This is a genomic window from Moraxella sp. CTOTU49803, assembly GCF_032097965.1.
In the GTDB taxonomy this organism is placed as follows: Bacteria; Pseudomonadota; Gammaproteobacteria; order Pseudomonadales; family Moraxellaceae; genus Faucicola; species Faucicola tetraodonis.
The window spans coordinates 176847-203184 of sequence record NZ_DAMCJP010000002.1 but is presented as its reverse complement, the minus strand read 5'-3'; the positions used below and the strand labels follow the sequence as shown (position 1 = coordinate 203184).

The following is a 26338-nucleotide window of genomic DNA, read 5'->3' as shown; positions in this document are numbered from 1 at the left end:
TAAAATTGCTAAAAAATTGTAGCACATTGGCTATCGGCTATTGGTGGAATTTTTGCAAAGTTGCCGCCATGACGACCCGCCAAACTTGGCACTTGCTTAGCATAACCCCGATTGGCATCCGCCAAAATCTATCCACCTTCGGCTAATGAATGAGTTTGAAATGCTTAACGATTAGCCGCAAAAAGCCAGTATAATACGCGGATAATATAAAATTTTTCCCTATATTTTGACACTGTCTTATATTTTGATACTGCCTGTATTTTGACACCATATTTTAACAACATAAAGATAAGTAATCCTATGACTGCAACTGCCCTACTTGATACCGATCACATCAACACCGATAAGCCGCCGTTTATCTTGGTGGACGGCTCGTATTATATGTTCCGCAATTTTCACGCCTTGCCTGTCACCATGCAAACCACCCAAGGCTTGCACACCAACTCCATCCGCGGCACGCTCAACGCCCTCAAAAAACTGATGGAAAAATACCGCCCAACCCACATGGCGGTGGCGTTTGATACCAAAGCGCCCACCTTTCGCCACAAGCTTTCCCCTATTTATAAGGGCGACCGCCCAGAAATGCCCGCCGAACTTGCCGAGCAAATCCCTTACATTCACAAGATGATACAAGCGATGGGCATACCGCTACTCGCGATTGAAGGCGTAGAAGCTGACGACATCATCGGCACACTCGCCCACCGTGCTTGCCTAGAAGGTCACCATGTCATCATCTCGACGGGCGACAAAGACATGTGCCAATTGGTCAATCCTTGCGTCATCGTGGAAAACAGCTTTGATGACAAACGCTATGACATGGCAGGGGTCAAAGAAAAATTTGGCGTCGAGCCGCGTCAAATCATCGACTATCTCACCCTCATGGGCGACGCGTCTGATGGTATCAAGGGTGTCGCAGGCATCGGCGCAAAAACCGCGCAAAAACTGCTTGAGCAATACGACAGCATTGACAATATCCTTGCCAATGTCGACCAGTTAAAAGGCAAGCAACAACAAACCTTTTTGCAAAGCACCGACAGCATTGCGCTGGATAAACGCTTGGCGACCATTATCACCGACCTTGATATCGTGCCTGACTGGGAGACGTTGCGGCTACCGACAGACCCAAGTTTTAACATAGAAGAAAAACGCGCAATTTTTACCGAACTGGAATTTAAAAGTGAAATCGCGTCGCTCAATCATCCTTTTCACCCATCCAATAACGGCAATTTTAAAGCCGCTGAGTCTACTCAAAATGCTGTGGTGGAAGCGATTAAAGCGAGCCAAGATAGCAAAAATACTGCCAACAAGCAGTGGCATACTGTCACTACCCAAGCGGATTTTGATACGTTAATCCAACGCCTTGGCGCATCAAAGCATTTTGTTATTGATACCGAAACCACCGATGTGAATTGGCAACATGCCGAGCTGGTGGGCTTGTCGTTTGCGCTGCAGTCGCATGAAGCCTATTATGTGCCTGTTGCCCACGTTGATGAGATGGGCAATCGGATTGAACAACTTGACCGTGAGGATGTTTTAGCCCAGTTAAAACCGATTTTACAAAATCCACAAATCGGCAAAATCGGTCAGCATTTAAAATACGACGCGCATATTTTGGCAAATTATGATATCGACTTAATCAATGAGCCAAAAAACTGGGCAATGGACACCATGCTTGCCAGCTATGTGATTAATGCTGTTGCCACCCGTCACGGTATGGACGACTTGGCGCGTCACTATCTACACACCCAAACCATTACCTTTGAAGATGTGGCAGGCAAAGGCGCCAAGCAAATCACCTTTGACAAAGTCCCTTTAACCATGGCAAGTGACTACGCCTGCGAAGACGCCGATATCACCTATCAACTATTTGAACTGTTTAGCGAAAAACTCAAAGCCGAACCGAACAACGCCAAGCTACTCCATGAACTAGAAATCCCCGTTGCCCAAATCCTATGCCAAATGGAGCATGATGGGATTTTGCTCAATAAAGCGTTTTTGGGGGAACTATCCGCGCGCTTTGATGAAAAAATCCAAGCACTTGAAAAAGTCGCCTTTGCGCAAGCCGGCGAAACCTTTAACCTTGCCAGTCCAAAGCAGTTGGGTGAAGTGCTGTTTGACCGCTTAGGCATTACAGGCGGTAAAAAAACCAAAACCGGGCAATACTCCACCAGTGAAGCGGTGCTTGCCACCATCGACCATCCGTTAATTGAAACCGTGCTTGAGCATCGCAGTCTGTCTAAGCTTAAAAGCACCTATACCGACGCGTTGGCAAACGTGGCAGACAGCAACGACCGTGTGCATACCAGTTATCATCAAGCGTTGACAACCACAGGACGGTTGTCCTCCACTGAGCCGAATTTGCAAAATATCCCGATTCGCACCGATACTGGGCGGTTGATTCGTGGCGCGTTTATTGCCCCTAAAGGTCGCAAAGTGCTATCGGCAGACTATTCGCAAATCGAGCTTCGGCTGATGGCACACTTTGCCAATGACCCTGTGCTCATCCGCGCGTTTCAAGAAGGGCATGACATTCACCGCGCCACCGCCGCTGAGATTTTGGGCAAGGCGTTTGATGACGTGACGAGCGAAGAACGCCGCCAAGCCAAAGCGGTGAACTTTGGGCTACTCTACGGCATGAGTGAATTTGGGCTTGCCAAGCAGTTGGGCTTTACTCGCCAGCAAGCGCAAGACTATATCAAGCTGTACTTCGCCCGCTACCCTACGGTGCGTGCCTATATGCAAGCCACCCGCACGGCTGCGCAAAACCAAGGCTATATCACCACGATTTTGGGGCGTAAGCTATTCACCCCCGATATGCAGCATCCCAACCGCGGCGTGCGCCAAGCGGCAGAACGCGCGGCGATTAATGCGCCACTACAAGGCAGTGCTGCCGATATCATCAAACTTGCTATGATTGCGGTGAATGAGGTATTGCCCACAGAGCACGCTAAAATGCTACTACAGGTGCATGATGAGCTGGTGTTTGAAGCGGATGAGGATAAAGCCGAGGCGATTGCCGAGTTGATAAAAAACGCCATGCAAGAGGTGCTATCTAAGACAGCCAAAGATAAAGGCTGGGATGTGGATTTTGCTGTGCCGCTGGTGGTTGAAGTGGGCATTGGCGATAATTGGGATGAGGCGCATTGATTTTTTAAGCTTAAAAGAAAACCCACAGATTTTGTGGGTTTTTTTACTTTAAGTTAGTACTATATTTTGCCTTTAGTGTCTTTGTAACAGCTTGGTGTTCAAGTGGGATTAAGTCTGGATTGGCGTATTGGGCAAGTCCGCCTGCACGAGCGAGTTTTTTGGCTCGGATTTGCTCGGTGGTAGGCTCGGTTGTGACTGGCTTTTGCTCGGCGTTGGCGGATAGTTGGGCGACAAAGTGTTGAAAGGCTTGGGCAGGTTGTATGCCAAGCTGTTGGCAGGCTTGAATGAGTCGAGTTGCGTCATTGCCTGTGATTTCAAAATGTAAGGATTGATTTATCATTTTTCACCTTTTTTTACCTAGATATCCTATGGAAAAGTGATTTTTTAATAATTGATTTTAACGTAATTTTTTAAATTTAGGTAGGTAAAAGAAAACCCACAGATTTTGTGGGTTTTTTATTAGGTTACAAATTATCTACTAAAACTTAAACGGTGCTTTACTCTATTTCGACGATTTAACGCTTCTGCTCGATATACCGAAAAGGTACGCAAAGCTAAACGTTTTGGCTTTTTGGCGGTTGGAGTTGAGCTTGAAAATGCCGAAAGTTCATTAATTGATTGAGCAAAAGCAGATTGTTCTGACTGTTGAAGTCGTTTTTCTAACTCATCTGCTGGTGTCGATTTAATCTCTTGAACAACGGCATTTAAGATTTCTTGATTAATCATCATATTTTCACTTTTTCAAGATTTCTTATCTATGCTAGGAAATCTAGGGGCTGATGTATCATGTTTAATTATTGAAAACGTGATGAAAACCTTTATTAAATAAGGTTAAAAATGTCTTTCTAACAGATTAAATAATTGCATTCCGTGTTCCAATGGTGGGACAGGGATGGAAGCTACTTGTTCATCGCATTCGTTAATTAACTGATTTATTAGCCTTAAATCATTATTCCCATATGACAAAACCTTTTCATTGCCAAATTTACTCAAACATATAATTAAAGCTTTATCTGTTAAGTCTCTCACTATTCTTTGGTTTGCTTGATAATCACTTAACCCCACGCTCATCATAGAATTATGTTTTGCTGACATTACATTTGAAAATTCAATACATAAATCTTCAAACGCTAAACTAGCAATTTTATTTCGATAAGTATAAATTCCTTGATGGGTTTCAACATCTAACGTTGGGTTAAAAGGGTCAGTAATTAATACTTTAGCTTCAATATTTTCATTTGTTTCTTCTTCATCAAAATCCTCATCATAACATTCTTCATAATAAGAATAATACTCCTCAAGATCTTCTTCAGAAATATCATATTCTTCTATTTCTTCATCGGAATTTTCTTGATAGTATTTTCCAAACTCAAACTCTTGCATGACATTATTTACAATTTTAATTCTCAACTCAACCGCTAAATCCATCATCGGCATCAGCCTACTACTTATATTTTGAATAATATTTTGGGCAATATCTAGTTCTGGCGTATCATTTTTTAAGCTCCCAAAATATGCTCCCTTTGGTATTCCACAGTTCTTAGCAAAGTCCTGAGCATAATTATTGCCTTGTCTTGCCCCATCTAATTCTTGAAGAATGAATTCATATGCCATTTCTTTGTTTGGCAATCCATTTTCAATTAGTATTTCAGACATTCGTTTTGCAACGTAATCCACTCCATCTTTCTCAATACGTTTTAGAAAATCAGGGTCATTAACTTTTTTCTTTTTAAATAATCCAAACACGTATAAATCCTCCTATTTAAATTTAAAATCAAATCGCCTTTAACTGCTCAATTTGCTTATGCATTTCCGCCAGTTGCGTATCCATCTCAGCAAGTTTCGCTTTCTCGCTTTCCACCACATTGGCAGGGGCTTTGCTCACAAATGATTCATTGGACAGCTTACTACGCAGACTTTCCGCTTGTTTGGTAAGTTTTTCTTGCGCTTTGGCAAGGCGATTTAACTCCGCCGTTGGGTCAATCAAGCCTTTCATCGGCACTAGCACTTTTAACTGACCGACCATACTCGATGACGACAACGGTAACTCTTTATCAGAACCGTCACCCGCATTCACAATAGTCAGCGTATCGACTTTGGCAAGCGATTTAAACTGATTTTCAATACGGCTTAGGCGTGCAGTTTCCTCATCGCTGATGTTGTCAAGTAACACAGGCAGACGCACCGCATTGCCAAGCTTCATCTCACCGCGGATGTTACGAATCGCCCCAATCAGCGCTTGTAGCCAAGTCATGTCATGCTCGGTCTGTAGGCTGATTAGGCTGTCATCCGCTGTTGGGAAAGCAGCAGTCATGATACTGTCAGTCGCTTTTTTGTCGATGATAGGGGCAATGGTTTGCCAAATGCTCTCAGTGATATACGGCATAATCGGATGGGTAAAGCGCATGGCGACTTCAAGGCAGTTGAGCAGTACATAGCGGATTTGGGCTTTACGCTCAGCACTCACCGATTCATCGTTTAAGCTCGATTTGGCAAGCTCGACATACCAGTCGCAGTATTCATTCCAGATAAACTCATAGATATCTTGGCTCACCAAGTCAAAACGATACTGGCTCATGTGCTCATGGATGGCTTTCACCGTGGAGTTTAGACGGCTCATAATCCACTGCTCTGGCAATTCCCACAACTCGGTATTAGCGGTTTTATCGATGTTTAGTGCATTGCCTTCCTTATCGACACAGTTCATCAGCACAAAACGGGTCGCGTTCCAAATTTTATTACAAAAATTGCGATTGCCTTCAATGCGCTTGAGGTCAAAATTGATATCGCGTCCCGTACTGGCAAGCGAGGTAAAAGTAAAGCGCAGCGCGTCCGTGCCAAACGCAGGGATGCCATCGGCAAATTCTTTGCGCGTGGCTTTTTCGATTTTTTGCGCGTCTTTGGGGTTCATAAGACCTGTGGTGCGTTTGGCGACTAGGGTTTCTAAATCAATGCCGTCAATCAGGTCAATCGGGTCAAGTACGTTGCCTTTGGATTTGGACATTTTTTGCCCTTGTCCATCACGCACCAAGCCATGCACATACACCGTCTTAAACGGCACTTGCGGGTTGCCGTCTTTGTCTTTGATAAAGTATAGGGTCATCATCATCATATGGGCGACCCAGAAGAAAATGATGTCAAAACCTGTGACCAATACACTGGTTGGGTGGAAGGTTTTGAGCGCTTGGCTATAGTCGTCAAAACTGGTTTCGCCTTGCCAATCCAACGTGCTAAACGTCCACAATGCCGAGCTAAACCAAGTGTCTAATACGTCACTATCTTGGCGCAGCGCTAGGCTATCAGCAAGGTGGTATTTTTGGCGGACTTCCGCTTCATCACGCCCGACATAAATATTGCCCTCATCGTCATACCACGCAGGGATACGGTGCCCCCACCAAAGCTGACGGCTGATACACCAGTCTTGGATATCACGCATCCAAGCCATATACATATTTTTGTACTGGGCAGGGACAAACTCGGTGCGCCCGTCTTCCACCGCGTCGATGGCAGGTTTTGCCAGTTTTTCGATGGATACATACCATTGGTCAGTGAGCCACGGCTCAACGATGGTGTTACTGCGGTCGCCTTTGGGCACTTTTAAATCATGTGGTTTGATTTCTTCAAGCCAGCCTTCAGACTCGCTTTGCTCAACCATTTTTTTACGCGCGGCAAACCGCTCAAGTCCTGCATACTCGCTAGGCGTGGTCTCAAGCTGTGGCTCTTTGGTTTGCAAATCAGTAAAAATCTGCATCTCTGGCAAGATATGCGCTGAATTATCAAAGATATTAATCATCGGCAAATTGTGGCGCTTGCCTGTTTCGTAGTCATTAAAGTCATGGGCAGGGGTGATTTTGACACAGCCTGTGCCAAATTCCATGTCCACCGCCTTGTCATCGCCCACAACCGGCACAATGCGACCGGTAATCGGCAGCGTGACGGTTTGCCCGATAAGGTGCTGGTAGCGTGCGTCTTCTGGGTTCACGGCAACGGCGGTATCACCGAGCAAGGTCTCTGGACGGGTGGTGGCAACGACAAGGTAATTTTTACCGTCTTGGGTTTTGGCATTTTTATCGGTCAAATAATAGCGAAAATGCCACAGTGAGCCTTTTTCATCATGGTTTTCTACTTCAAGGTCGGATAACGCGGTTTGTAGCTTAGTATCCCAGTTGACTAGACGTTTACCGCGATAAATCAGCCCATCTTCGTACAGACGCACGAACACTTCTTTGACGGCATTGGACAAGCCATCATCCATGGTAAAACGCTCACGGCTCCAGTCCACCGAGCTACCTAGACGGCGGATTTGGCGGGTGATGTTGCCACCGCTCTCGGCTTTCCACTCCCAAATCTTTTCAAGGAATTTTTCACGACCTAAATCATGGCGCTTGATGCCTTGGGCGTTCAATTGACGCTCAACGACCATTTGCGTGGCAATCCCTGCGTGGTCGGTACCTGGTTGCCAGAGGGTATTTTCGCCCAGCATTCGGTGATAGCGGGTGAGCGTGTCCATGATGGCATTGTTAAAGCCATGCCCCATGTGCAGTGAGCCTGTGACATTCGGCGGTGGCAGGGCAATAGAAAACGATTGTTGTTTATCATAGCTTGGCTGAAAGTAGCCTTTGTCTTCCCACACTTGGTACATGCCGTTTTCGACGTCGCTTGGGTTGTAAGCGTTTTCTAAAGACGTTAAGGCTTGGGCGATTTGATGTTGCGTGCTCATAGATGTTCAACTTTTGCAATAAAAAAGGAAGGAATGTCAAAAAGATAATTAACGGATTTTACCGTAACTAGGCAGTTTTAAAAATGTTTGGTGATAAAAAAAGGCTTAACCCAACTGATTAAGCCTTGCTTCAAAATGGTAAAAATTAAAATAACGTTAATGTCTTGATTTCGCTCTTAATATTCTGCCTTGCTTGCTGCTCATACTGTGTAGAAAATCGTTCGGTAAAATACAGCCGCTTTCTATCCAAAAACCTTTTTAAGGCTTTTTTACGAGAAAAATTGTACAAGACCTTGGCAACGTGTTGATATTCAAGGCGAATTTGTTGGCAATAGGCTTGATAAACCAAGTCAGTCTGCCCCAAAATACGCAAATCCATATCCAAAAAATACGCCATATCGCTGTCGTTCGTGTCGGCAAGTTCGTGTTTTTCGGTGGCGATAATCAATTCAACAACCCGATTTTGCAAGTCTATTGGCAAAAAACCGCCCAATTCGGCGATAAAATACGCCGCGCTTTGGCGTTCGTTGCTCATGGCTGGTTTGCCTTGGGTTTGATAGATGACATCATGGTAAAAAATCGCCAATAGCACGCTTTCAGGTTGCTTTAGCTGATCTTTTATCCCGTCAAACTGTTCTAATAACGCCTGAATATGGTGAAGCGTGTGATAATGGCGGTGAGGCTGCTGGTAGTGAGTGACTATGTTTTGCCAGCAGTCAGCAATAGTTTGATGATCAATTGCATAGACTTGTAACAGCTTAGCAAATGCGGTTTTCATCGCTCATTATCACATCAAGCCTGGTGTCGGATTATCCAAAATTGTTTGGGTTTGTTTGGCGCGAAAATCACTGATTTTTTGCGCAAGCGTGCTATCACCAATCGCCAAAATTTGCGCTGCCAGTAGCCCTGCATTTGCCGCACCCGCTGCCCCGATTGCAAGCGTACCCACCGCCACCCCTTTGGGCATTTGCACGATGGATAGCAAACTATCCCAACCGCTTAGGATGGAGGACTTGACAGGTACACCAAGCACAGGCAAATCCGTCTGAGACGCACACATCCCGGGCAGATGCGCCGCGCCGCCTGCCCCTGCGATAATCACAAACAGTCCGCGAGCTTTGGCAGTTTTGGCATAGTCAAACAATCTATCAGGGGTGCGATGTGCCGATACTACTTCACACTCAAATGGCACCCCAAAATCCGCTAACATTTGCGCGGCGTTTTGCATGGTTTCCCAGTCAGATTGACTACCCATGATGATACCCACTTTGGCTTGACCTTGTGGCGATGGGATGGGAGGTGGTAGCTGGTGTGTCTGGGCGTTTGGCTGACTTGCTGACATGGAAAATTCCTTTTGCCAAAAAATTGACGGACTTAAAATAAAAAAACGTGCATGAAATGCACGGTTAAAACTTAATATAGCATGATTTTTTACCCTTGAAAATCAAAATCTATGAGGTAACTATATCACCACATTGGCGGGTACTCGCGGCTTTTGTTCAGGAGCAAATTGTTGGTGACTGAGCATGGCTAGCTGCGTCTCAATCGTATCGCACATCATCCCTAGCGGCAATTCGTTTTCCCCCGTACCAAACGGCTCGCTGATTTCATCGACGATTTCATTGAGCGCCATAAAGGTGTAGCCAACAAAGCTAACTACAAATGGCGTTACCCAGCCAATCGCATTGCCCAGTCCAAACGGTAGCATAAAGCAATACAGATACACAGTACGATGCAGCAGCACAAAATAGGCATAGGGAATCGGTGTGTTATTAATGCGTTCACAGCCCGCTTGGATATGGGCAATCTCCCCCAAGGTGTTATCCAAGCTTTGCCATTGCCAAACATCGATTTTTTGCTCGGCTTGCCAGTTGGCGAGCATCTGCCCCATGATTTGGGTCAAGCGTAACGCAATAAAGTTTTGCCCAACCACGGCTTGCTGTTCTTCAACCGTTAATAGCCGCTGCAGATTTGCTGTATTATCCTCAGCCCGTAGCTGTTGGCGTAGACTGTGCACAAAAGCGATTTGATGACGGATAAAGGCTTGTTTTTCCGCCATGCTGACATTCGGCAGTGTCAGCACTTGGCGTGCAATATTGCGGCTTAGCCAAACCAGCGTGCCCCACAGCTTGCGCCCTTCCCAAAACCTGTCATACGCTGCGTTATTACAAAACCCGTGGAAAATCGCAAGAGAGATACCGAGTATCGCAAACACCGAAGGATTGAGCGGTACAGGCTCGGTAGCGATGTGGGTTTGATAAAAATAAATAAGAAAGGAGAAAATAAACAACAAAACTTGTGGCACAATCAGCCGTTTAAAATACGAGCCTTGCATCACAAATAGCATCTTTAGCGGCTCAATCGGACGTCGAATCATACCTAACTCATCTTAATTTTTTGCTCACTAGCTATCATTTTTAGCCGTAAGCTTTAAACAAATATTTTAATTTATGTTACACCCAATTTACCGTTTAGCTTTGGGTTAATGCTGATATTGCATAAAATTCGCTGACGTCAACGTCGGATGATCGGTATCAAATTGATAAGCCGTCAAAAAACCATCTTTGGCAGCAGAATAATCCACACAGACGACTTGATGACTAAGTAGCTCAGGCGTGCCATTAAGCCAATAATGCCCGACAAAAATAGGTTTATCATGGTCAAGCCCAAACAAAATCTCAGCGGTCAACGTGTCTTTAGGGATATGAATCAAATCTTCTTGACTGGCGCGCGCAATCTGGTGAATCGGCTGAAACGACAAACTCGGTTGCCACCACTGTACCCGTACATTTTTACGTTGATGACCTTCTTTATCCACTAGATGAATTCCCTCAGGTAGTGGCGCTTCCACACCTTTTAGCACTCTTTCCAGTGCCTGAAAAGGTAGCGTGCCTTCCTCACTGGTTTTTTGTAGCGCAACGGGCGTCAAGCGATTGTCGGTTGTTAATAGGGGTTTTAAAATCGCCATCGCGTCACTGTCCCAACAAGCATGCACAAAACACGCATCATCCAACGCTAACCACAGGGGCAATTCATAAAACCGCTTGAGCCAAAACTGGTGCAACTCACTAGCAAACCCTACTTCATCAAGGAACGCTTGATGCTGCGAGGTATTTTTATCATCATGTCGTCGTAAATATTGGCTAGCATCGCGGGCATCGGGTGTGGCGTAAGCTAACGCATTATACTCGTGATTACCCATGACTGCGAGCGCTTGCCCGTGGTCAATCATCGCAAATACGATAGATAAGGTTTGCAGCTGTTGACCTCCCCGATCAATCAAGTCGCCGATAAAAATCGCTTGGTGATTAGGAGGTGCTTGAAAACACTGACCATCATGTTGATAGCCCAACTGCGTCAGTAACCCAATGAGTTTATCTGCCTGACCATGTACATCACCAATCACATCATAAATCATGTTTTTTACCTTTTACTGCTTTTTACGACTTTAGCGTTAACTAGCCAAGCAACTGATAAATAGGCAACCTATAACTGGGCAAGCGGTGCCACGCAATTTTTGCCCCCAACTGTTAGCCGCCAAAGCCTAAAAATCTAGGATGCATTAATTGGTTAAAAAAATGCGCCACAATACCTGGTTCAATGGCAATGGTGGCTAACATACCAAAAATACCACCCACCAAATGTGCCGAATGATTGATACTACCGCGACCTTGCCCATCCGCCCACACACTATACGCCACATACGCCACCGCGAACACAATCGCAGGTACAGGAATCACAAACAGCAATAATGTCGACCAAGGATTCATCAAAATATAGCTAAAAATTACCGCTGAAACAGCGCCCGATGCCCCTAGGCTGCTATAGCGAGGATTGTTCTTTTGTTTTAGATAGGTTGGCATAATCGCCACCACCAAAGCGGCAAGATAAAACAGCACAAACCCTAGACTGCCAAGTTTGGACATGAACAACCCCTGCACCGCTTGTCCAAACGAATACAAAGTAAACATATTAAAAAATAAGTGCATGCCATCGGCATGGATAAAACCGTGGGTGACAAAGCGATCAACTTGCCCTCGCTGCACCGCAGGCGGATAAAAAATTAACCTTTGCATCAGTTGGGGTGATTGCCAAGCTAATAAACTGACAACCACCGTAATGATAATGATAAACAAAGTATGGTTAGAAAAAAGTGACATAGCACCTCAAAATAGCAATAAATAATGGATAAGTAGGATTATGATAAAGATAGCGTATTATCTCAATAAGCCAAATGTGAATTTATAAATATAGGTGATACCTAAAGCTGCCTTGTAGCATTACTTTCACCTTGTAGCATGCAACTAATGACAAAGCCTTCAAATTTGAGCAACACACTTTTACCCAAGTTTACCCAAAATGGGGACGATTTGAATTTTTAACACAATATTTACGCAATAGTTACCTTAACATAACTGAAGGCATGCCGATTTTGCTTTAATTTATTAGCTATATTTGAGTAATACTGCAAAAGACTTAACAAAATCTGTTGAATTGCGGCAGTTTTTCTCAGTATTGTTAAGCGTAAATTAAATAGCAATGCAATAAAAAACCCAACAACCATAAATAATAATTTTTGAAAATATATAATAGAATTATTGGCTAGTGTGCTGGATATAAAAATAATACATTGGTTTTATGGTGGTTGATAACCCTTCATTTTCTTGAGGATTGAATTATGAATATCATTGAACATTTAACCCGTACAGTAACACCCGTTGTTTTAAATAATGCAACTGATGAAAACCGCTCATCTTTATTAGAAAAATTATACGCTATTATGGTTGCCCGTCTTGCTGACGGTACCGTCTCTAACAGCTTTGCTAATGCAACCATCGCTGATGATGACCACGGCTTTTTTGACCGTGTACTACCAGATACTACCCACCGCACAGAGCTAGTGCAACAGCTTTCACGTCATTACAGTGTACCAGAGCAAGAAACTAGTTCGTTGGTAAGCCGTGCCGCGCCGCTGGTACTGCGTGAATTACGCTCACTTGCGGGTACGACCCCACTTAATACTTTCTTATCAAACAATATTGCTTCTGTGGCTTCTGTGATTCCTGCTTGGGCATATGCATTTATCCCAGCGGGCATTTTAACTATGTTGAATTTGGCGCCTGTGCATGCAGCGACCACGCCTACTGTCCAAACCACTACTCGTACAGAGGAGCATTTGGTTGCTACACCTAAAGCTGAAGAAGGCGGCCTGATGAAAATGTTATTGCCAATCATTGGTTTATTGATTTTAGGCGCGCTCGCTTGGGCATTGTTAAAATCATGTAATAAAACTGAGCCAGTCGCGACGCCAGTTGTAGCTTCTACCACTGCGTCAACAACGACAACCACTACCACAACTGAAGTCTCTGCGGCAAGTGCTACAAATAACATGGCAATGCCTGTAGCATCAACCACTGACATGGCAGTAGCAAGCATGCCAATGGCATCTGGCACCACGATGACCACCACTGAAACAACGGCAACAACTATCTCTAGCACTGAGCCTTCAGTGGTATTTGAAAATGGTCGCCTAAGCTTCTACTTTGCTACTGGTAAATCACAAGTTGCTGGTAATGCCAAAGAAAAAGCCAATGATATCCTTGAAGCCGCTAAACAAGGCAAAAAAATCGGTATCAGTGGTTATACTGACAGCACAGGTAATGCTGCTGCCAATGAAAAATTAGCAAAAGAGCGTGCCCAAGCGGTTAGATCATTCTTGGTAGCCAATGGTGTGCCACAATCACAACTTGAATTGATCAAACCACAAGACACCACAGGTGCTGCGGGTAAAGACCAAGAAGGTCGCCGTGTCGATGCATACATTATTGATGACAATGCTATTCCTGCCACTGGTACTACAACTGTTACGACGGTTGCAAGCCCAGCGAAATAAATCACCTTTCCCGGTTGATTGATTGTTAAAAATCCTCGATAACTTATCGAGGATTTTTTTTGCTGTTAAAAATTTTTAGATGCCACTGGCTTTTTGGGTAAAAAATTTCATCAAGGGTGTGATTTTGCTAACCATGCTCACGCCTTCACTACGTAGCTGCTGAATCGGACGCAACTGTGTACCAAAAATCCAATTAATCCCTGAAAAACTGTGCATCATCATCGCGTTATTAGCGTAGCGTTGACGCTCATAACGCTGTAAGGTGGCAAAACTTGCCCATAGCTTGTTGCCTGACCGCTGATAATCTTTTTGTAAAATATCGCTCAAGGCAATGATATCGAGCATACCCAAGTTTAAGCCTTGTCCCGCCAAAGGATGCACCCCATGCGCCGCATCGCCAATCAACGCCAAGTTGGCTTTGACATAATTTTTGGCATGTTGGGCACCCAGTGGGAAACTGGCGATTGACTCAATCTCAGTGATGTCCCCTAAGGCATAGCCACTGGCAAAGGCGAGTTCTTTGGCAAGCTCTTTTGGCGTGAGTGTGAGTAAATCAAGTGCAGCATTGGTCGGCAATGTCCATACCACTGATTGCCAATGTTGCGGATTTGCCTGATCGTCAGCGGTCACATCTGCCAGCGGTAAGAGTGCCAAAGGCCCTGTCGGCAAAAACACTTGTCTGGCTGTCGCCTTATGTGGCTGCTCGGTTTTGATGGCGCAGCAGATTGCCGTTTGTTGATACGCCAAGGTATCTAACCCAATCCCTGCCGCTTGGCGTACCATAGAGCCGCGCCCGTCAGCCCCGATTAATAGCTTACCTTGATGAGTAGTGCCATTATCTAAGCTAACTTGATACCCCAAATCTTCACCCTGCCACGCAATATCAGTGACCTTATGCCCTGCAATATGGCGCAAATAGGATTGACCCTGATGGACAAGACACTCATCGTCAAAACCGTCATACAGTGCTTTTTCGATGATAAATGGCTCAACCATACTGCCCAATAATTGCGGTGTTTGAGCATCTCCAAAATTTAGCTCGCCCACGCCATTGGTCTGCCATACCTGCATTTGGGTATAGTCGGCTTTGCGTTTGCTTTGTTCGATACGCTGCCATGCACCGACCTCTTTGAGTAGGTTGATACTGGCAACACTTAGCGCATAGACACGAGCATCACGCTCGGTGAGTTTGTCGCGCCAATCGGCTGCTAAAAGTTCTGGTCGAGCATCGATTAAGGTGACAGGATGGCGCGCTTGGGCAAGCTTTAATGCCAATGTCGCGCCAACAACACCACCGCCGATGATTAATGTAGTGTTTTTCATGATTTCAGCCCCATCGCAAAGGTAGCCACAGCTGGTTTCACAAATGGCACTTTATCAAAGGCAATGAGTCCGACATTACGCGCGATTTTGAGCAAAGGATTTTGGTGCATAAAACCATACACCACGGTATCGCAGAAAATTTCTACCCGTTTTTGGTCGACTTTACGGCGTTTGGCATAAGTTTGTAGCATGCGACTATCGCCAATATCTTCGCCGCGCATCACTTGCTGTGCCAGCATTTTGGCGAGCGTATCAGCATCGCGCATACATAGGTTAAAGCCTTGTCCTGCCACAGGGTGCAAGGTGTGGGCGGCATTGCCCATGATGACGCAGCGACCTTTGACTTGACTATCTGCCAATATTTTGACCAGTGGATACGCGCCGCGTTTGCCTGCTTTGACAAACTTGCCTGCTAGGGCGCCAAAGGCTTGTTGAATAGTGTCAAGAAAGTATTGGTCGTCATCCAAATAGCGCTGTTCTTCGCCTTTTGGGCACACCCATACCACAGAGCGGCGGTAGCCTTGCTGGGCTTGTCGTCCATCCCCTTGACCGATATCAAACGCATCAACCAAAGGCAACACGGCAACTGCGCCCATTTTATTAAAGCGTTCAATCGCTTGATGCTGGTGCGGTTTGTCCGTCATGACCACGCCCACGACACCGACTTGGTGATAATCGTGTGCAGTTGCGCCAATGCCCAGTAGTTGACGGCTTGGCGAATGCTGACCATCACAAGCCACCAATAAATCAGCCGTTAAGGTTTGACAAGCTTGGTGGTCTTGGTCAAAGCGAATGGTGACATCGGTTGCCGTCTGTTGTATATCGGTCAAGGTGGCGCCGTCTAGCAAAGTTATCAGCGGATTGTTTTGCACGGCGAGCAGTAATTTTTTGCCAAGCCATGCGTTTTCCATCACTTGTCCAAAACTTTCCACCCCTTCGGCTTCTTTGTTGAGCGTCGCTTTACCAAAACTACCTTCTTCACTGATACTAACTTCATCGATGCGGCAGGCATGGCTTTGTAAATCATCCCATAGCGCTTTGCCATTAAAGGTTATACCACGATAAATTTGTACCGTACGGCGTGACAGCGCAATGTTACGGCTGTCAAATTGCGCGCGGTCTAAATCATCATCAGGGCTAATGGTCGGATAGTTGGCTTTTTCTAGTAGCGTACTTGAGATGCCTTTATCAGCAAGCAGTAAAGCAAAGGATAAACCCACATTGCCGCCGCCGATAATCACCACAGTTTGGGGGGTAAGAATATTCATGCTTGTTCTCTTTTTTAAAGGGCGGTTAAAGCGCACCTTATCAGAATTTTTTACCAGTTTAGCACAAATCCTTACGCGCTTTGTGGCGGCATTTGGGTAAAATCCATAAAGCAAATGTTGAAGGAATAAGCAAAATGCCAGTACTGCAATGGTTGTTGCTGTTTTTGCTTAGCAGTATATTTTATGGTTGGGTGCTGCTGGGAAATGGCGCAAAATGGCTAGAAGGTTGGCAATCGTGGTGGCTAATTGGCTGGTTTTCGCTAGATTGGACAGCCGAGCAAATCCGCTTGTATGTACTGATCATTTGGATTGTTCAAACGATTTGGTTTGTGGTGGGTTTGTTTCAACCAAGTTTGCGTACTTTTTAGACTGATTTCGACAAAAATTTTGGCTACCTTTTTTTGTGATGTTCTGTTAAAATAGGCAAAATCAAACCTTAGCGAGTTGGCATGATAAAGTTAATGGCACAGACTGGTAACGCATTAAAACCAGTTAGCTATTTTCTTTAAAATCAATGTCTTCTCGCTTTTTTGTGGGCGATACTTTTTACGGTATGTGCATTGACTGGGCATATTATACCATCGCACACATAGGTAGAACACAGGATACGAGCGGAGGCACTAGGTGAACACGAATTACGCAAAAGCAATTTTGGCATTGGCAGATGGTACGGTTTTTTATGGTCGCAGCATCGGTGCTAGCGGACACACCGTTGGTGAAGTCGTGTTTAATACAGCGATGACAGGTTATCAAGAAATCTTGACCGACCCAAGTTACGCCCAGCAAATCGTCACCTTAACCTATCCGCATATCGGTAACACTGGCACCAACGATGAAGACACAGAGTCAGGTCGCATTCATAAAGTGTGGGCAAACGGACTGATTATCCGTGATTTAACCATGGCAACCAGTAACTTTCGCTCAAGCCAATCACTAAGCGAGTATCTGATTAACCATAACACTGTTGCCATCGCTGATATCGACACCCGTAAACTCACTCGCCTACTGCGTGAAAAAGGCGCACAAAACGGTTGTATCATGACCGCCGATAGTGACGGTCATCTCGATGAGGCCAAAGCAATCGAACTTGCCAAAAGCTTTGCCGGTATCAAAGGCATGGACTTGGCGAAAGTCTGCTGTGACCAAGCAGGTTTTACTTGGACGCAAGGCTCATGGCAATTGGTAAGTCCAGAAGTGAGCCCAACTTGTGGTCGCTTTAAAGAATTGGGCACTGACATCGAGCAAAAATTTAACATTGTGGCGTATGACTTTGGCGTCAAAACCAACATCTTGCGCATGCTCGTTGACCGCGGCTGTCATGTCACCGTTGTGCCAGCCCAAACGCCTATCGATGAGGTGCTCAAACATAACCCAGATGGTATTTTCTTATCCAATGGTCCTGGTGACCCTGAACCTTGTACTTACGCCATTGAGGCGATTAAGCACATCATCACCGAGACTGATATTCCGCTGTTTGGTATTTGTCTAGGTCATCAGCTATTGGCACTGGCTAGCGGTGCACAAACCTTGAAGATGAAATTTGGTCACCATGGTGCCAACCACCCTGTACAAGATATCGAGCAAGGCACGGTGATGATTACCTCACAAAACCACGGTTTTGCGGTGGATGAAAGTACGCTTCCTAGCAATATTAAAGTGACGCATCGTTCGTTATTTGATGGCTCAAATCAAGGCATTGAGCTGACCGATAAGCCTGCGTTTAGTTTTCAAGGACATCCAGAGGCCAGCCCAGGACCCCATGACTGTGCACCACTATTTGATAAATTTGCAGCTATGATGGCAAAGGCGAAAGCATAAATGCAACAATACCCTTTCCACCTGGTTAATGTCTTTGCCGAAAGCCATTTTGGTGGTAATCCGCTTGCCGTATTTCCCCATGCCGATGGGCTAAATGATGAGCAAATGCAGTCGATTGCTCAGCAGTTTAACTTGAGTGAAACGGTGTTTATCTTTGCGCCAACTGATTTACATGGTACAAAAGCCGTCGCCAATTTACGTATTTTTACCCCAAATTATGAAATGCCACTGGCAGGACATCCCACGCTTGGCTCGGGATTTATTTTAAAAAGTCTCAATGACTTGCCCAGTCAATTTGTGGTTAATACACGAGCCAAGGCAGTAGAAATTTTTACCAGTAATAGCCGTATACAAATCAAAATTCAGGGTTATCAGGCTAAGCACATTAATGCTGATAAGGCTAGTTTGGCAGCATTAAGTGGCATAAATACGGACGATTTTGTAGGTCATGCTTATTTCATCAATAGCGGCACACAACAAATCTTGGTTGAACTAACCAATCGGCAAGCGCTAGCCAATGTGCAAATTGATATGGCAAAACTTCGTGAGTTACACATTGATAATCCCTTTAAAACCACCGAGGAGCCGTCTATTTATTATTGGTTTGCTGATGGTGACATTATCCATTCACGGATGTTTTTTGAGCAAAATAATAGCTTGGTAGAAGATAGCGGCACAGGTTCGGCATGTGCCAATTTGGGGGCGTATTTTATTAGTCAAAATCACTATCCGATAAGCAAAGCCATTCACCAAGGCGATGACATGGGCAGACCCAACCGCTTGACGCTCAACGTCGATAACGAGCAAAACATTTTTGTGGGTGGCAATGTCATCGAGGTGGGCAAAGGTGAGTTTTATTTATAATAAAAAGTGCGTTAATCGCGCTTTTTTTAAAATTAGGGTTTTAAACATCAGTTAGTACTCAGTTTTTTATTTTAAATTTTACGTAATGCAGTTAAAAAGGGTGTAAAGCAATGCCAAAACGTACCGACATCAAATCCATTCTTATCATCGGCGCAGGTCCTATCGTCATCGGACAAGCCTGTGAATTTGACTACTCAGGCGCACAAGCCTGTAAAGCCTTACGTGAAGAAGGCTACCGCGTCATTCTGGTTAACTCAAATCCAGCTACCATCATGACCGACCCCGTCATGGCAGATGCCACCTACATCGAGCCCATCACCTGGCAAACGGTAGAGCGTATCATTGATAAAGAACGCCCTGATGCCATCTTGCCAACCATGGGCGGACAAACCGCGCTCAATTGTGCGTTAGACTTGGACAAGCATGGCGTACTCGCCAAATATGGCTGTGAGCTGATTGGCGCCACCAAAGATGCCATCGAAAAAGCTGAAGACCGTAACCTGTTTGACCAAGCGATGAAAAAAATCGGCTTAGAGTGTCCACGCGCCGAAGTGGCCGAAACCATGGAACAAGCCTTTGCCATTCAAGCCAAAGTCGGCTTTCCTTGCATCATTCGTCCGTCGTTTACCATGGGGGGTTCGGGCGGCGGTATCGCTTACAACCGTGACGAATTTGTCGAGATTTGTGAGCGTGGTTTTGACTTATCACCCACTCACCAACTATTGATTGATGAAAGCTTAATTGGTTGGAAAGAATACGAGATGGAAGTTGTCCGTGACAAAAAAGACAACTGTATCATCGTCTGTTCGATTGAAAACTTTGACCCTATGGGTGTGCATACAGGCGACTCTATCACTGTGGCACCTGCTCAGACTTTGACGGATAAAGAATACCAAATCATGCGTAATGCGTCATTGGCGGTGCTGCGTGAGATTGGCGTGGAGACCGGTGGTTCAAACGTACAATTTGGTATTGACCCAAAAACAGGTCGTATGGTGGTCATCGAGATGAACCCACGTGTCAGCCGTTCATCTGCCTTGGCATCTAAAGCCACGGGTTTCCCGATTGCCAAAATCGCAGCAAAACTTGCGGTCGGTTATACCCTCGATGAACTCAGCAATGACATTACAGGCGGCTTGACCCCAGCTAGCTTTGAGCCTGCCATTGACTATGTGGTGACCAAAGTACCGCGCTTTAACTTTGAAAAATTCCCCCAAGCTGACAGCACCTTATCTACCCAAATGAAATCAGTGGGTGAAGTGATGGCGATTGGTCGTAACTTCCAAGAATCGATGCAAAAAGCGTTACGCGGTCTTGAGATTGGCGTGAATGGTTTTGATGAGTATCTTGATTTCAATCAAGACGAGGATACCATTCGCAGCACCTTAAAAGTTAAGTTAAAAACCCCTACACCTGACCGTATTTTCTACATTGCTGATGGCTTCCGTTTTGGCATGAGCGTAGATGAGGTGTTTGAGTTCACTCGCATTGACCCTTGGTTTTTAGTGCAAATTGAAGACATCGTCAAAACGGAAAAATTGGTGAAAGAAACTGGCTTTGGCGGTTTGACCAGTGACAACTTGCGTCAATTCAAACGTAAAGGGTTATCAGATTTACGCTTGGCAACGCTCTTGGGTATTTCACAAAAACAGCTGCGTAAGAAACGTTGGGATTTGGGCGTGTATCCTGTGTACAAACGCGTGGATACCTGTGCCGCGGAGTTTTCGACTTCGACCGCTTATATGTATTCAAGCTATGATGACGAATGTGAAGCCAATCCAACCAACAACAAAAAAATCATGGTTATCGGCGGCGGTCCTAATCGCATTGGTCAAGGTATTGAATTTGACTATTGCTGTGTGCATGCCGCCTTGGCAATGCGTGAAGATGGTTATGAGACCATCATGGTCAACTGTAACCCTGAAACAGTTTCAACTGACTATGATACCTCTGACCGTCTGTACTTTGAGCCTATTACGTTAGAAGATGTGCTTGAAATCGTGCGCATCGAAAAACCCGAAGGCGTAATTGTGCAGTACGGTGGACAAACGCCATTAAAATTAGCACGCGCACTGGAAGCTGCAGGTGTGCATATCATCGGTACCAGCCCAGATGCGATTGACCGTGCAGAAGACCGTGAACGTTTCCAACACATGATTCAGCAATTGGGCTTTACTCAGCCACCTAATGCCTTGGCGACCAGTACCGAAGACGGTATCGTCAAAGCGACGCAAGTAGGCTATCCCCTAGTTGTCCGTCCCTCTTATGTGTTGGGCGGTCGCGCGATGGAAATCGTCTACAACGAAAACGAACTGCGTCGTTATTTGCGTGAAGCCGTACAAGCGTCCAACGAAGCCCCTGTGTTACTTGACCGCTTCTTAGATGATGCGATTGAAGTAGACGTGGATTGTATCTCTGACGGCACCAATGTGGTGATTGGCGGTATCATGCAGCACATCGAACAAGCGGGCGTGCATTCAGGCGATTCAGCGTGTTCAATCCCGCCGTATTCACTCAGCCAAGAGATTTGTGATGTGATGCGCGAACAAACCGTGGCGATGGCAAAAGAGCTGGGTGTGGTGGGCTTGATGAACGTCCAATACGCGGTCAAAGATGGTGTGGTTTATATTCTTGAAGTCAATCCGCGTGCCTCACGTACGGTGCCTTTCGTATCAAAATGCATCGGCACTTCACTTGCACAAGTCGCTGCGCGTTGTATGGCTGGCACAACCTTAGTGGAACAAAACTTTACCACTGAGGTGATTCCAACATTTTTTGCGGTCAAAGAAGCGGTCTTCCCTTTTGCCAAATTCCCAGGCGTTGACCCCATTTTAAGCCCTGAGATGAAATCAACGGGTGAAGTCATGGGCGTGGGTCAGACCTTTGGTGAAGCTTACTACAAAGCCATCATCGGCAGTAATGATAGATTGCCCGGTTTGCCAGTGGACAATGAAGTTAAAAAAGTGTTCTTATCAGTGCGTGAAAGCGACAAAGCCAACCTGGTACCAGTGGCAAAACAATTTGCCGACTATGGCTTTAAACTTGTGGCAACTTCAGGTACACAAAAAATCTTGACCGAAGCAGGTATCGCCTGTGAGCGCATCAACAAAGTCACCGAGGGTCGCCCACATATCGTCGATGCCATCAAAAACGGTGAGATTGCGATTGTGGTCAATACCACTGAAGGCAAACAAGCGCATGAAGACTCATTCTCGATTCGCCGCTCAGCCTTACAGCATAAAGTATTTAATGTGACCACCTTAAATGCCGCGGCAGCAGTTACCCAAGCGTATAAAGTGCAGCTACCATTTGATGTGTATAAGCTCCAAGCGCTACATACACAGACACAGGGATAACCACCGCTAGTCTAAAATACTGATAGCCAGTGCTATCAGTATTTTTTTATGGGTTAAGATAATCCTAAGGTTTGGGGTGTATACTAGGTTTGCCCTAAGTATAGCCATGTTTATCAATGTTTTGACCACCAACCACAATCAGGGTGTGAATGCCATGAGACAACCTTCTAAGACCTTTAACATCATACTGCTCGCTGCTGTATTAGCGCCAACCACAACGGTATATGCCAAAAGCGATAGCGAAAAAGCGGGCGATATATTGCATATTGCTATCCCGGTAGCAGGCTTAGGCATGGCACTTGCCAAACATGACCAAGAAGGCGTGTATCAATTAGGCAAAACCATGGCAACCAATTTGGCGGCTACCTATGCGCTCAAATACGCCACCAATGACACCGCATGGGGCGAACGTCCCAATGGCGAAGATTACTCATTTCCATCAGGGCATGCTAGTGATTCTTGCGCGGGCGCAACTTTCATCGGTCAACGCTATGGCTGGCGCTATGGCTCGATGGCAATGATTCCTGCCGCCTATGTGGGCTGGTCACGTGTGGATGCCGACAAGCACCATACCCGTGATGTGGTTGCTGGCTGCGCGCTGGGTGTCGTCAGTGGTTTGGTGATGACGCAACCGTTTGACAATGCCACTATTTTACCTTGGTATGAAAATAAAGCCGTGGGTGTTACCATCAGCTCAGCTTGGTAATGTCAGGCTCATGCAGTCAATTGAGTGAATGCTTTGCATCACAAGCCGTTATCAAGTAAAATACCGTTATTGTGGTGATTGACACAGCACAGCAAATTTTTTACTAGAACCTTGTTAGGCAGTAGCCCTGTCTAGCATGGTTTTTTTCATCTATACAAAATAGATAATGGTTAATCACGAGAGTTGATGACCATTTTTTGTGACTTGTTACTTTGGCAATCTTGCCGTTTGAATCCCTATTTGTGACAAAAGGAATCCCCTATGCAACGTTATCCAATGACGCCTCAAGGTCACGCGGCTTTAGAAGAAGAGCTCAAACAGCTCAAAACCGTTGACCGTCCACGTATTACCGCGGCGATTGCCGAAGCGCGCGAACATGGCGATTTAAAAGAAAATGCCGAGTACCATGCTGCCCGTGAGCAGCAAGGATTTTGTGAAGCCCGTATTCGCGATATCGAAGCCAAACTGGGCGGGGCTGAAGTCATTGACCCGCTAAAACTACCGCAAGAAGGTCGCGTGGTGTTTGGCGTTACGGTAGTGATTGAAAATCTCGATACGGAAGAGCAAAAACGCTATAAAATTGTGGGTGATGACGAAGCGGATTTTAAAGCCAACAAAATCTCGATTAACTCGCCTATCGCGCGCGGTCTGATTGGCAAATCAGAAGGCGATGAAGCCAAAATCCAAACCCCAAGCGGCGAAGTCGAATACGAAATCGTCGAAGTGTTGTACCAATAACCGCTATTTAGCCGATAAAGCCAATCATTTGATTGGCTTTTTTATTGTGACAAATTATGGGTAATTGTCAAAAAATGGCGAAAAACACGTTGACAAAAATGTTACAATAATTCGATAGGTTGATTTTACAGATTATTTTTTGAGAATTGGATAGGGAAGCTTATGAGCCACGATACCACAAACAATGCCACCAATAACGCCACCATTTTACAATCTGTCCCCGTCGGGCAAAAAGTCGGTATCGCGTTTTCAGGCGGACTTGACACCTCAGCTGCGCTACTTTGGATGAAGCAAAAAGGCGCGCTGCCATACGCTTATACCGCGAACTTAGGTCAACCTGACGAAGACGATTACAACGCCATTCCCAAAAAAGCCGACCAATATGGTGCGGTCAAAGCACGTTTGATTGATTGCCGTTTGCAATTAGCGCTTGAAGGTATTGCCGCAATTCAATGCGGTGCGTTTCATGTCAGCACCGGTGGTATGCCCTACTTTAACACCACGCCACTGGGTCGTGCGGTCACAGGTACCATGCTAGTTACTGCCATGAAAGAAGATGATGTCAACATTTGGGGCGATGGCTCAACTTATAAAGGCAATGATATTGAGCGTTTTTATCGCTATGGTCTACTCACCAATCCTGCCCTTAAAATCTATAAACCGTGGCTTGACCAAACCTTCATTGATGAATTGGGCGGTCGTAGCGAGATGTCACAGTTCTTAATCGACAATGGCTTTGATTACAAAATGTCCAAAGAAAAAGCCTACTCAACCGACTCAAATATGCTCGGCGCGACGCATGAAGCCAAAGATTTGGAGTTTTTGGATGCCAGCATGCACATCGTTGAGCCGATTATGGGTGTGGCATTTTGGGATGACAATGTCAAAATCGACAAAGAAACAGTGACAGTACGCTTTGAACAAGGCATGCCCGTGGCAATCAATGACGAAACCTTTGATAGCCCAGTGGATTTGATTTTAAAAGCCAACGAAATCGGGGGTCGTCATGGTCTTGGTATGAGTGACCAAATTGAAAACCGTATCATCGAAGCCAAATCACGGGGTATCTATGAAGCCCCTGCTATGGCGCTGTTGCACATTGCCTATGAGCGTTTGGTCACTGGGATTCATAACGAAGACACCATCGAGCAGTACCGTATCAATGGTTTACGCTTAGGTCGCTTGTTGTACCAAGGTCGCTGGTTTGACTCACAAGCCTTGATGCTTCGTGAAACCGCCCAGCGCTGGGTCGCCAAAGCTATCACGGGTGAAGTCACCATCGAGCTACGCCGCGGTAATGACTATACCATCTTAAATACTAAATCTGACAACTTGACCTACCAACCAGAACGCCTATCGATGGAAAAAGTTGAAGATGCGGCGTTCACGCCAATGGACCGTATCGGTCAGCTCACCATGCGCAATCTAGATATTTCAGATACCCGGGCTAAATTGGCGTTATATAGCCAATCAGGTTTGTTATCCAATGCCCATGGCTCAGACGTACCGCAACTAGAGCAAAAATAATGCGGTAAATAAAAAAAGGGCAATCGATGCGATTGCCCTTTTTTGTGACTACCATTAATCATTGGTATGAAAGAGTAAGAACAGCTCAACGATATTTTTTTCTATGGCTTGTGCCATTTGACTCATGGTTTCTGGGTCTTTGAGTAGCTCTTGCATATCAGGTTGGTCTTCATCAATGCCACTAAACAAAATCATCGGTAACGTCAGCATTGCCACATCTTCTTCGCTGTCGTCATCATCAAACCAATCATCTTCTTCGTCATCGCTGGCATACATGGCATCAACAAAGCCCACCGACCATTCGCTGATTTCTGAGTTTTCAATATCGAGATAGTCAGTTTCTTCGACATCAAAAGGCAGCTCAATTTCACGCTCATCTTGCAGCATGGCTTGCAGCTCATCACGCCACTGTTCAATGGCTGCTAGCACCTCTGGCTTGACTTGTTTTTCATGCCCTTCAAAAAGATAGGTTTGCCAATTGTCTAAAGGTTTGCCGACAATAGAGGCGGTTAAAAAGCCGTGTGTAGCGATGCTCGATAGCCCAAATTCATTGTCATCACTGTCTAAAAAATCGATTAAATCATCAAAATCCATGGTGGTTATCCTAGTATTTTATCAAAAAAGCGGATTGAAAAAAGAAAGGTTAATACCGACTGTATTAACCTTTTGCTTGACTTACAACTCATCATCATCAAAATCGTCGTCATCGTCTAAGTCATCAAGATCGTCATCAAAGCTGTCTTTGAGTGAGCGCTCTAGACGCTTTTCTTCCAATAAATTGTCAATCAAACGACGTTTTTCAAGACTACTTGCCCGACTTCGACCCGATGCGTCGTCATCCACGAGTCGCGCGTCATCGTCATCATCAAAATTGTCATCTTCAAAGCTATCATCAATATCTGGATCAGCCATTTATTGCTCCTTTCGCTGGTCGATTCGATAAATTTGCAATTTCATAAAGCCTTATAATGGGTTTTG

22 protein-coding genes are annotated in these 26338 nt (G+C 45.3%); 9 read left to right on the top strand and 13 right to left on the bottom strand.

Going from position 1 to position 26338, the window contains the following annotated elements; translation table 11 throughout:
• Positions 1-300 precede the first annotated feature (300 nt).
• Positions 301-3147: a DNA polymerase I gene (gene polA / locus RT422_RS05020; RefSeq protein ID WP_313421535.1), complete on the top strand. Its 2847-nt coding sequence runs from the start codon at positions 301-303 to the stop codon at positions 3145-3147.
• A 43-nt stretch (positions 3148-3190) separates the two neighbouring features.
• Here the strand turns inward: polA and RT422_RS05015 are convergent, their stop codons facing one another.
• The 9 genes from RT422_RS05015 to RT422_RS04975 all read right to left on the bottom strand — a co-directional run bounded on the left by RT422_RS05015 (position 3191) and on the right by RT422_RS04975 (position 12027).
• Positions 3191-3487, bottom strand: a complete 297-nt coding sequence (locus RT422_RS05015) for a hypothetical protein (RefSeq protein ID WP_007116130.1) — start codon at positions 3485-3487, stop codon at positions 3191-3193.
• A 131-nt stretch (positions 3488-3618) separates the two neighbouring features.
• Positions 3619-3876 carry a hypothetical protein gene (locus tag RT422_RS05010; RefSeq protein ID WP_007116131.1) on the bottom strand — a complete coding sequence of 86 codons (258 nt, stop codon included), beginning with the start codon at positions 3874-3876 and terminating at the stop codon, positions 3619-3621.
• A 102-nt stretch (positions 3877-3978) separates the two neighbouring features.
• Positions 3979-4893, bottom strand: a complete 915-nt coding sequence (locus RT422_RS05005; RefSeq protein WP_007116132.1) for a hypothetical protein — start codon at positions 4891-4893, stop codon at positions 3979-3981.
• A gap of 28 nt (positions 4894-4921) precedes the next feature.
• A complete protein-coding gene (locus RT422_RS05000) occupies positions 4922-7867 on the bottom strand; it encodes a valine--tRNA ligase (RefSeq protein WP_313421533.1) in 2946 nt (981 codons plus the stop codon).
• 145 nt (positions 7868-8012) lie between these two features.
• Positions 8013-8645, bottom strand: a complete 633-nt coding sequence (locus RT422_RS04995; RefSeq protein WP_007116134.1) for a hypothetical protein — start codon at positions 8643-8645, stop codon at positions 8013-8015.
• A 9-nt stretch (positions 8646-8654) separates the two neighbouring features.
• Positions 8655-9209 (bottom strand): 5-(carboxyamino)imidazole ribonucleotide mutase, encoded by a 555-nt coding sequence (gene purE, locus RT422_RS04990; RefSeq protein WP_007116135.1) that lies wholly within the window; start codon positions 9207-9209, stop codon positions 8655-8657.
• 120 nt (positions 9210-9329) lie between these two features.
• Complete coding sequence (locus RT422_RS04985; protein WP_313421531.1) at positions 9330-10244, bottom strand: bestrophin family protein; 915 nt, start codon at positions 10242-10244, stop codon at positions 9330-9332.
• A gap of 105 nt (positions 10245-10349) precedes the next feature.
• Positions 10350-11285 carry a metallophosphoesterase gene (locus tag RT422_RS04980; protein ID WP_313421530.1) on the bottom strand — a complete coding sequence of 312 codons (936 nt, stop codon included), beginning with the start codon at positions 11283-11285 and terminating at the stop codon, positions 10350-10352.
• Between the two features lie 112 nt (positions 11286-11397).
• The gene (locus tag RT422_RS04975; protein WP_128680960.1) at positions 11398-12027 is read right to left on the bottom strand and encodes a rhomboid family intramembrane serine protease; all 630 of its coding nucleotides are present in this window, start codon (positions 12025-12027) and stop codon (positions 11398-11400) included.
• Positions 12028-12545: 518 nt separating this feature from the next.
• Here RT422_RS04975 and RT422_RS04970 point away from each other — a divergent pair.
• The gene (locus RT422_RS04970) at positions 12546-13760 is read left to right on the top strand and encodes an OmpA family protein (RefSeq protein WP_313421528.1); all 1215 of its coding nucleotides are present in this window, start codon (positions 12546-12548) and stop codon (positions 13758-13760) included.
• 75 nt (positions 13761-13835) lie between these two features.
• Here RT422_RS04970 and RT422_RS04965 read toward each other — a convergent pair whose 3' ends face one another.
• Together RT422_RS04965 and RT422_RS04960 are read right to left on the bottom strand one after the other, a co-directional pair.
• Positions 13836-15083 (bottom strand): FAD-dependent monooxygenase, encoded by a 1248-nt coding sequence (locus RT422_RS04965; RefSeq protein ID WP_313421526.1) that lies wholly within the window; start codon positions 15081-15083, stop codon positions 13836-13838.
• A complete protein-coding gene (locus RT422_RS04960) occupies positions 15080-16351 on the bottom strand; it encodes an FAD-dependent monooxygenase (protein ID WP_313421525.1) in 1272 nt (423 codons plus the stop codon). The genes RT422_RS04965 and RT422_RS04960 overlap by 4 nt, the downstream gene beginning before the upstream one ends.
• A 134-nt stretch (positions 16352-16485) precedes the next feature.
• Between RT422_RS04960 and RT422_RS04955 the strand changes: the two genes are divergently transcribed.
• From RT422_RS04955 to argG, 7 genes are all read left to right on the top strand, one after another.
• Entirely contained in the window at positions 16486-16719 is a 234-nt protein-coding gene (locus tag RT422_RS04955) for a hypothetical protein (RefSeq protein ID WP_313421524.1), read from the top strand.
• A gap of 256 nt (positions 16720-16975) precedes the next feature.
• The gene (gene carA / locus RT422_RS04950; RefSeq protein WP_313421522.1) at positions 16976-18169 is read left to right on the top strand and encodes a glutamine-hydrolyzing carbamoyl-phosphate synthase small subunit; all 1194 of its coding nucleotides are present in this window, start codon (positions 16976-16978) and stop codon (positions 18167-18169) included.
• A complete protein-coding gene (locus RT422_RS04945) occupies positions 18170-19033 on the top strand; it encodes a PhzF family phenazine biosynthesis protein (protein ID WP_313421521.1) in 864 nt (287 codons plus the stop codon). It begins immediately after the preceding gene.
• Positions 19034-19143: 110 nt separating this feature from the next.
• The gene (gene carB / locus RT422_RS04940) at positions 19144-22389 is read left to right on the top strand and encodes a carbamoyl-phosphate synthase large subunit (protein ID WP_313421520.1); all 3246 of its coding nucleotides are present in this window, start codon (positions 19144-19146) and stop codon (positions 22387-22389) included.
• Positions 22390-22543: 154 nt separating this feature from the next.
• Complete coding sequence (locus RT422_RS04935; RefSeq protein ID WP_040403597.1) at positions 22544-23095, top strand: phosphatase PAP2 family protein; 552 nt, start codon at positions 22544-22546, stop codon at positions 23093-23095.
• Positions 23096-23356: 261 nt separating this feature from the next.
• A complete protein-coding gene (greA, locus tag RT422_RS04930) occupies positions 23357-23833 on the top strand; it encodes a transcription elongation factor GreA (protein WP_007116148.1) in 477 nt (158 codons plus the stop codon).
• Positions 23834-23995: 162 nt separating this feature from the next.
• A complete protein-coding gene (argG, locus tag RT422_RS04925) occupies positions 23996-25360 on the top strand; it encodes an argininosuccinate synthase (RefSeq protein ID WP_076774885.1) in 1365 nt (454 codons plus the stop codon).
• 54 nt (positions 25361-25414) lie between these two features.
• Here the strand turns inward: argG and RT422_RS04920 are convergent, their stop codons facing one another.
• Entirely contained in the window at positions 25415-25954 is a 540-nt protein-coding gene (locus RT422_RS04920) for a UPF0149 family protein (protein ID WP_007116150.1), read from the bottom strand.
• Positions 25955-26035: 81 nt separating this feature from the next.
• The gene (locus RT422_RS04915; protein ID WP_007116151.1) at positions 26036-26272 is read right to left on the bottom strand and encodes a PA3496 family putative envelope integrity protein; all 237 of its coding nucleotides are present in this window, start codon (positions 26270-26272) and stop codon (positions 26036-26038) included.
• Positions 26273-26338: the final 66 nt, after the last annotated feature.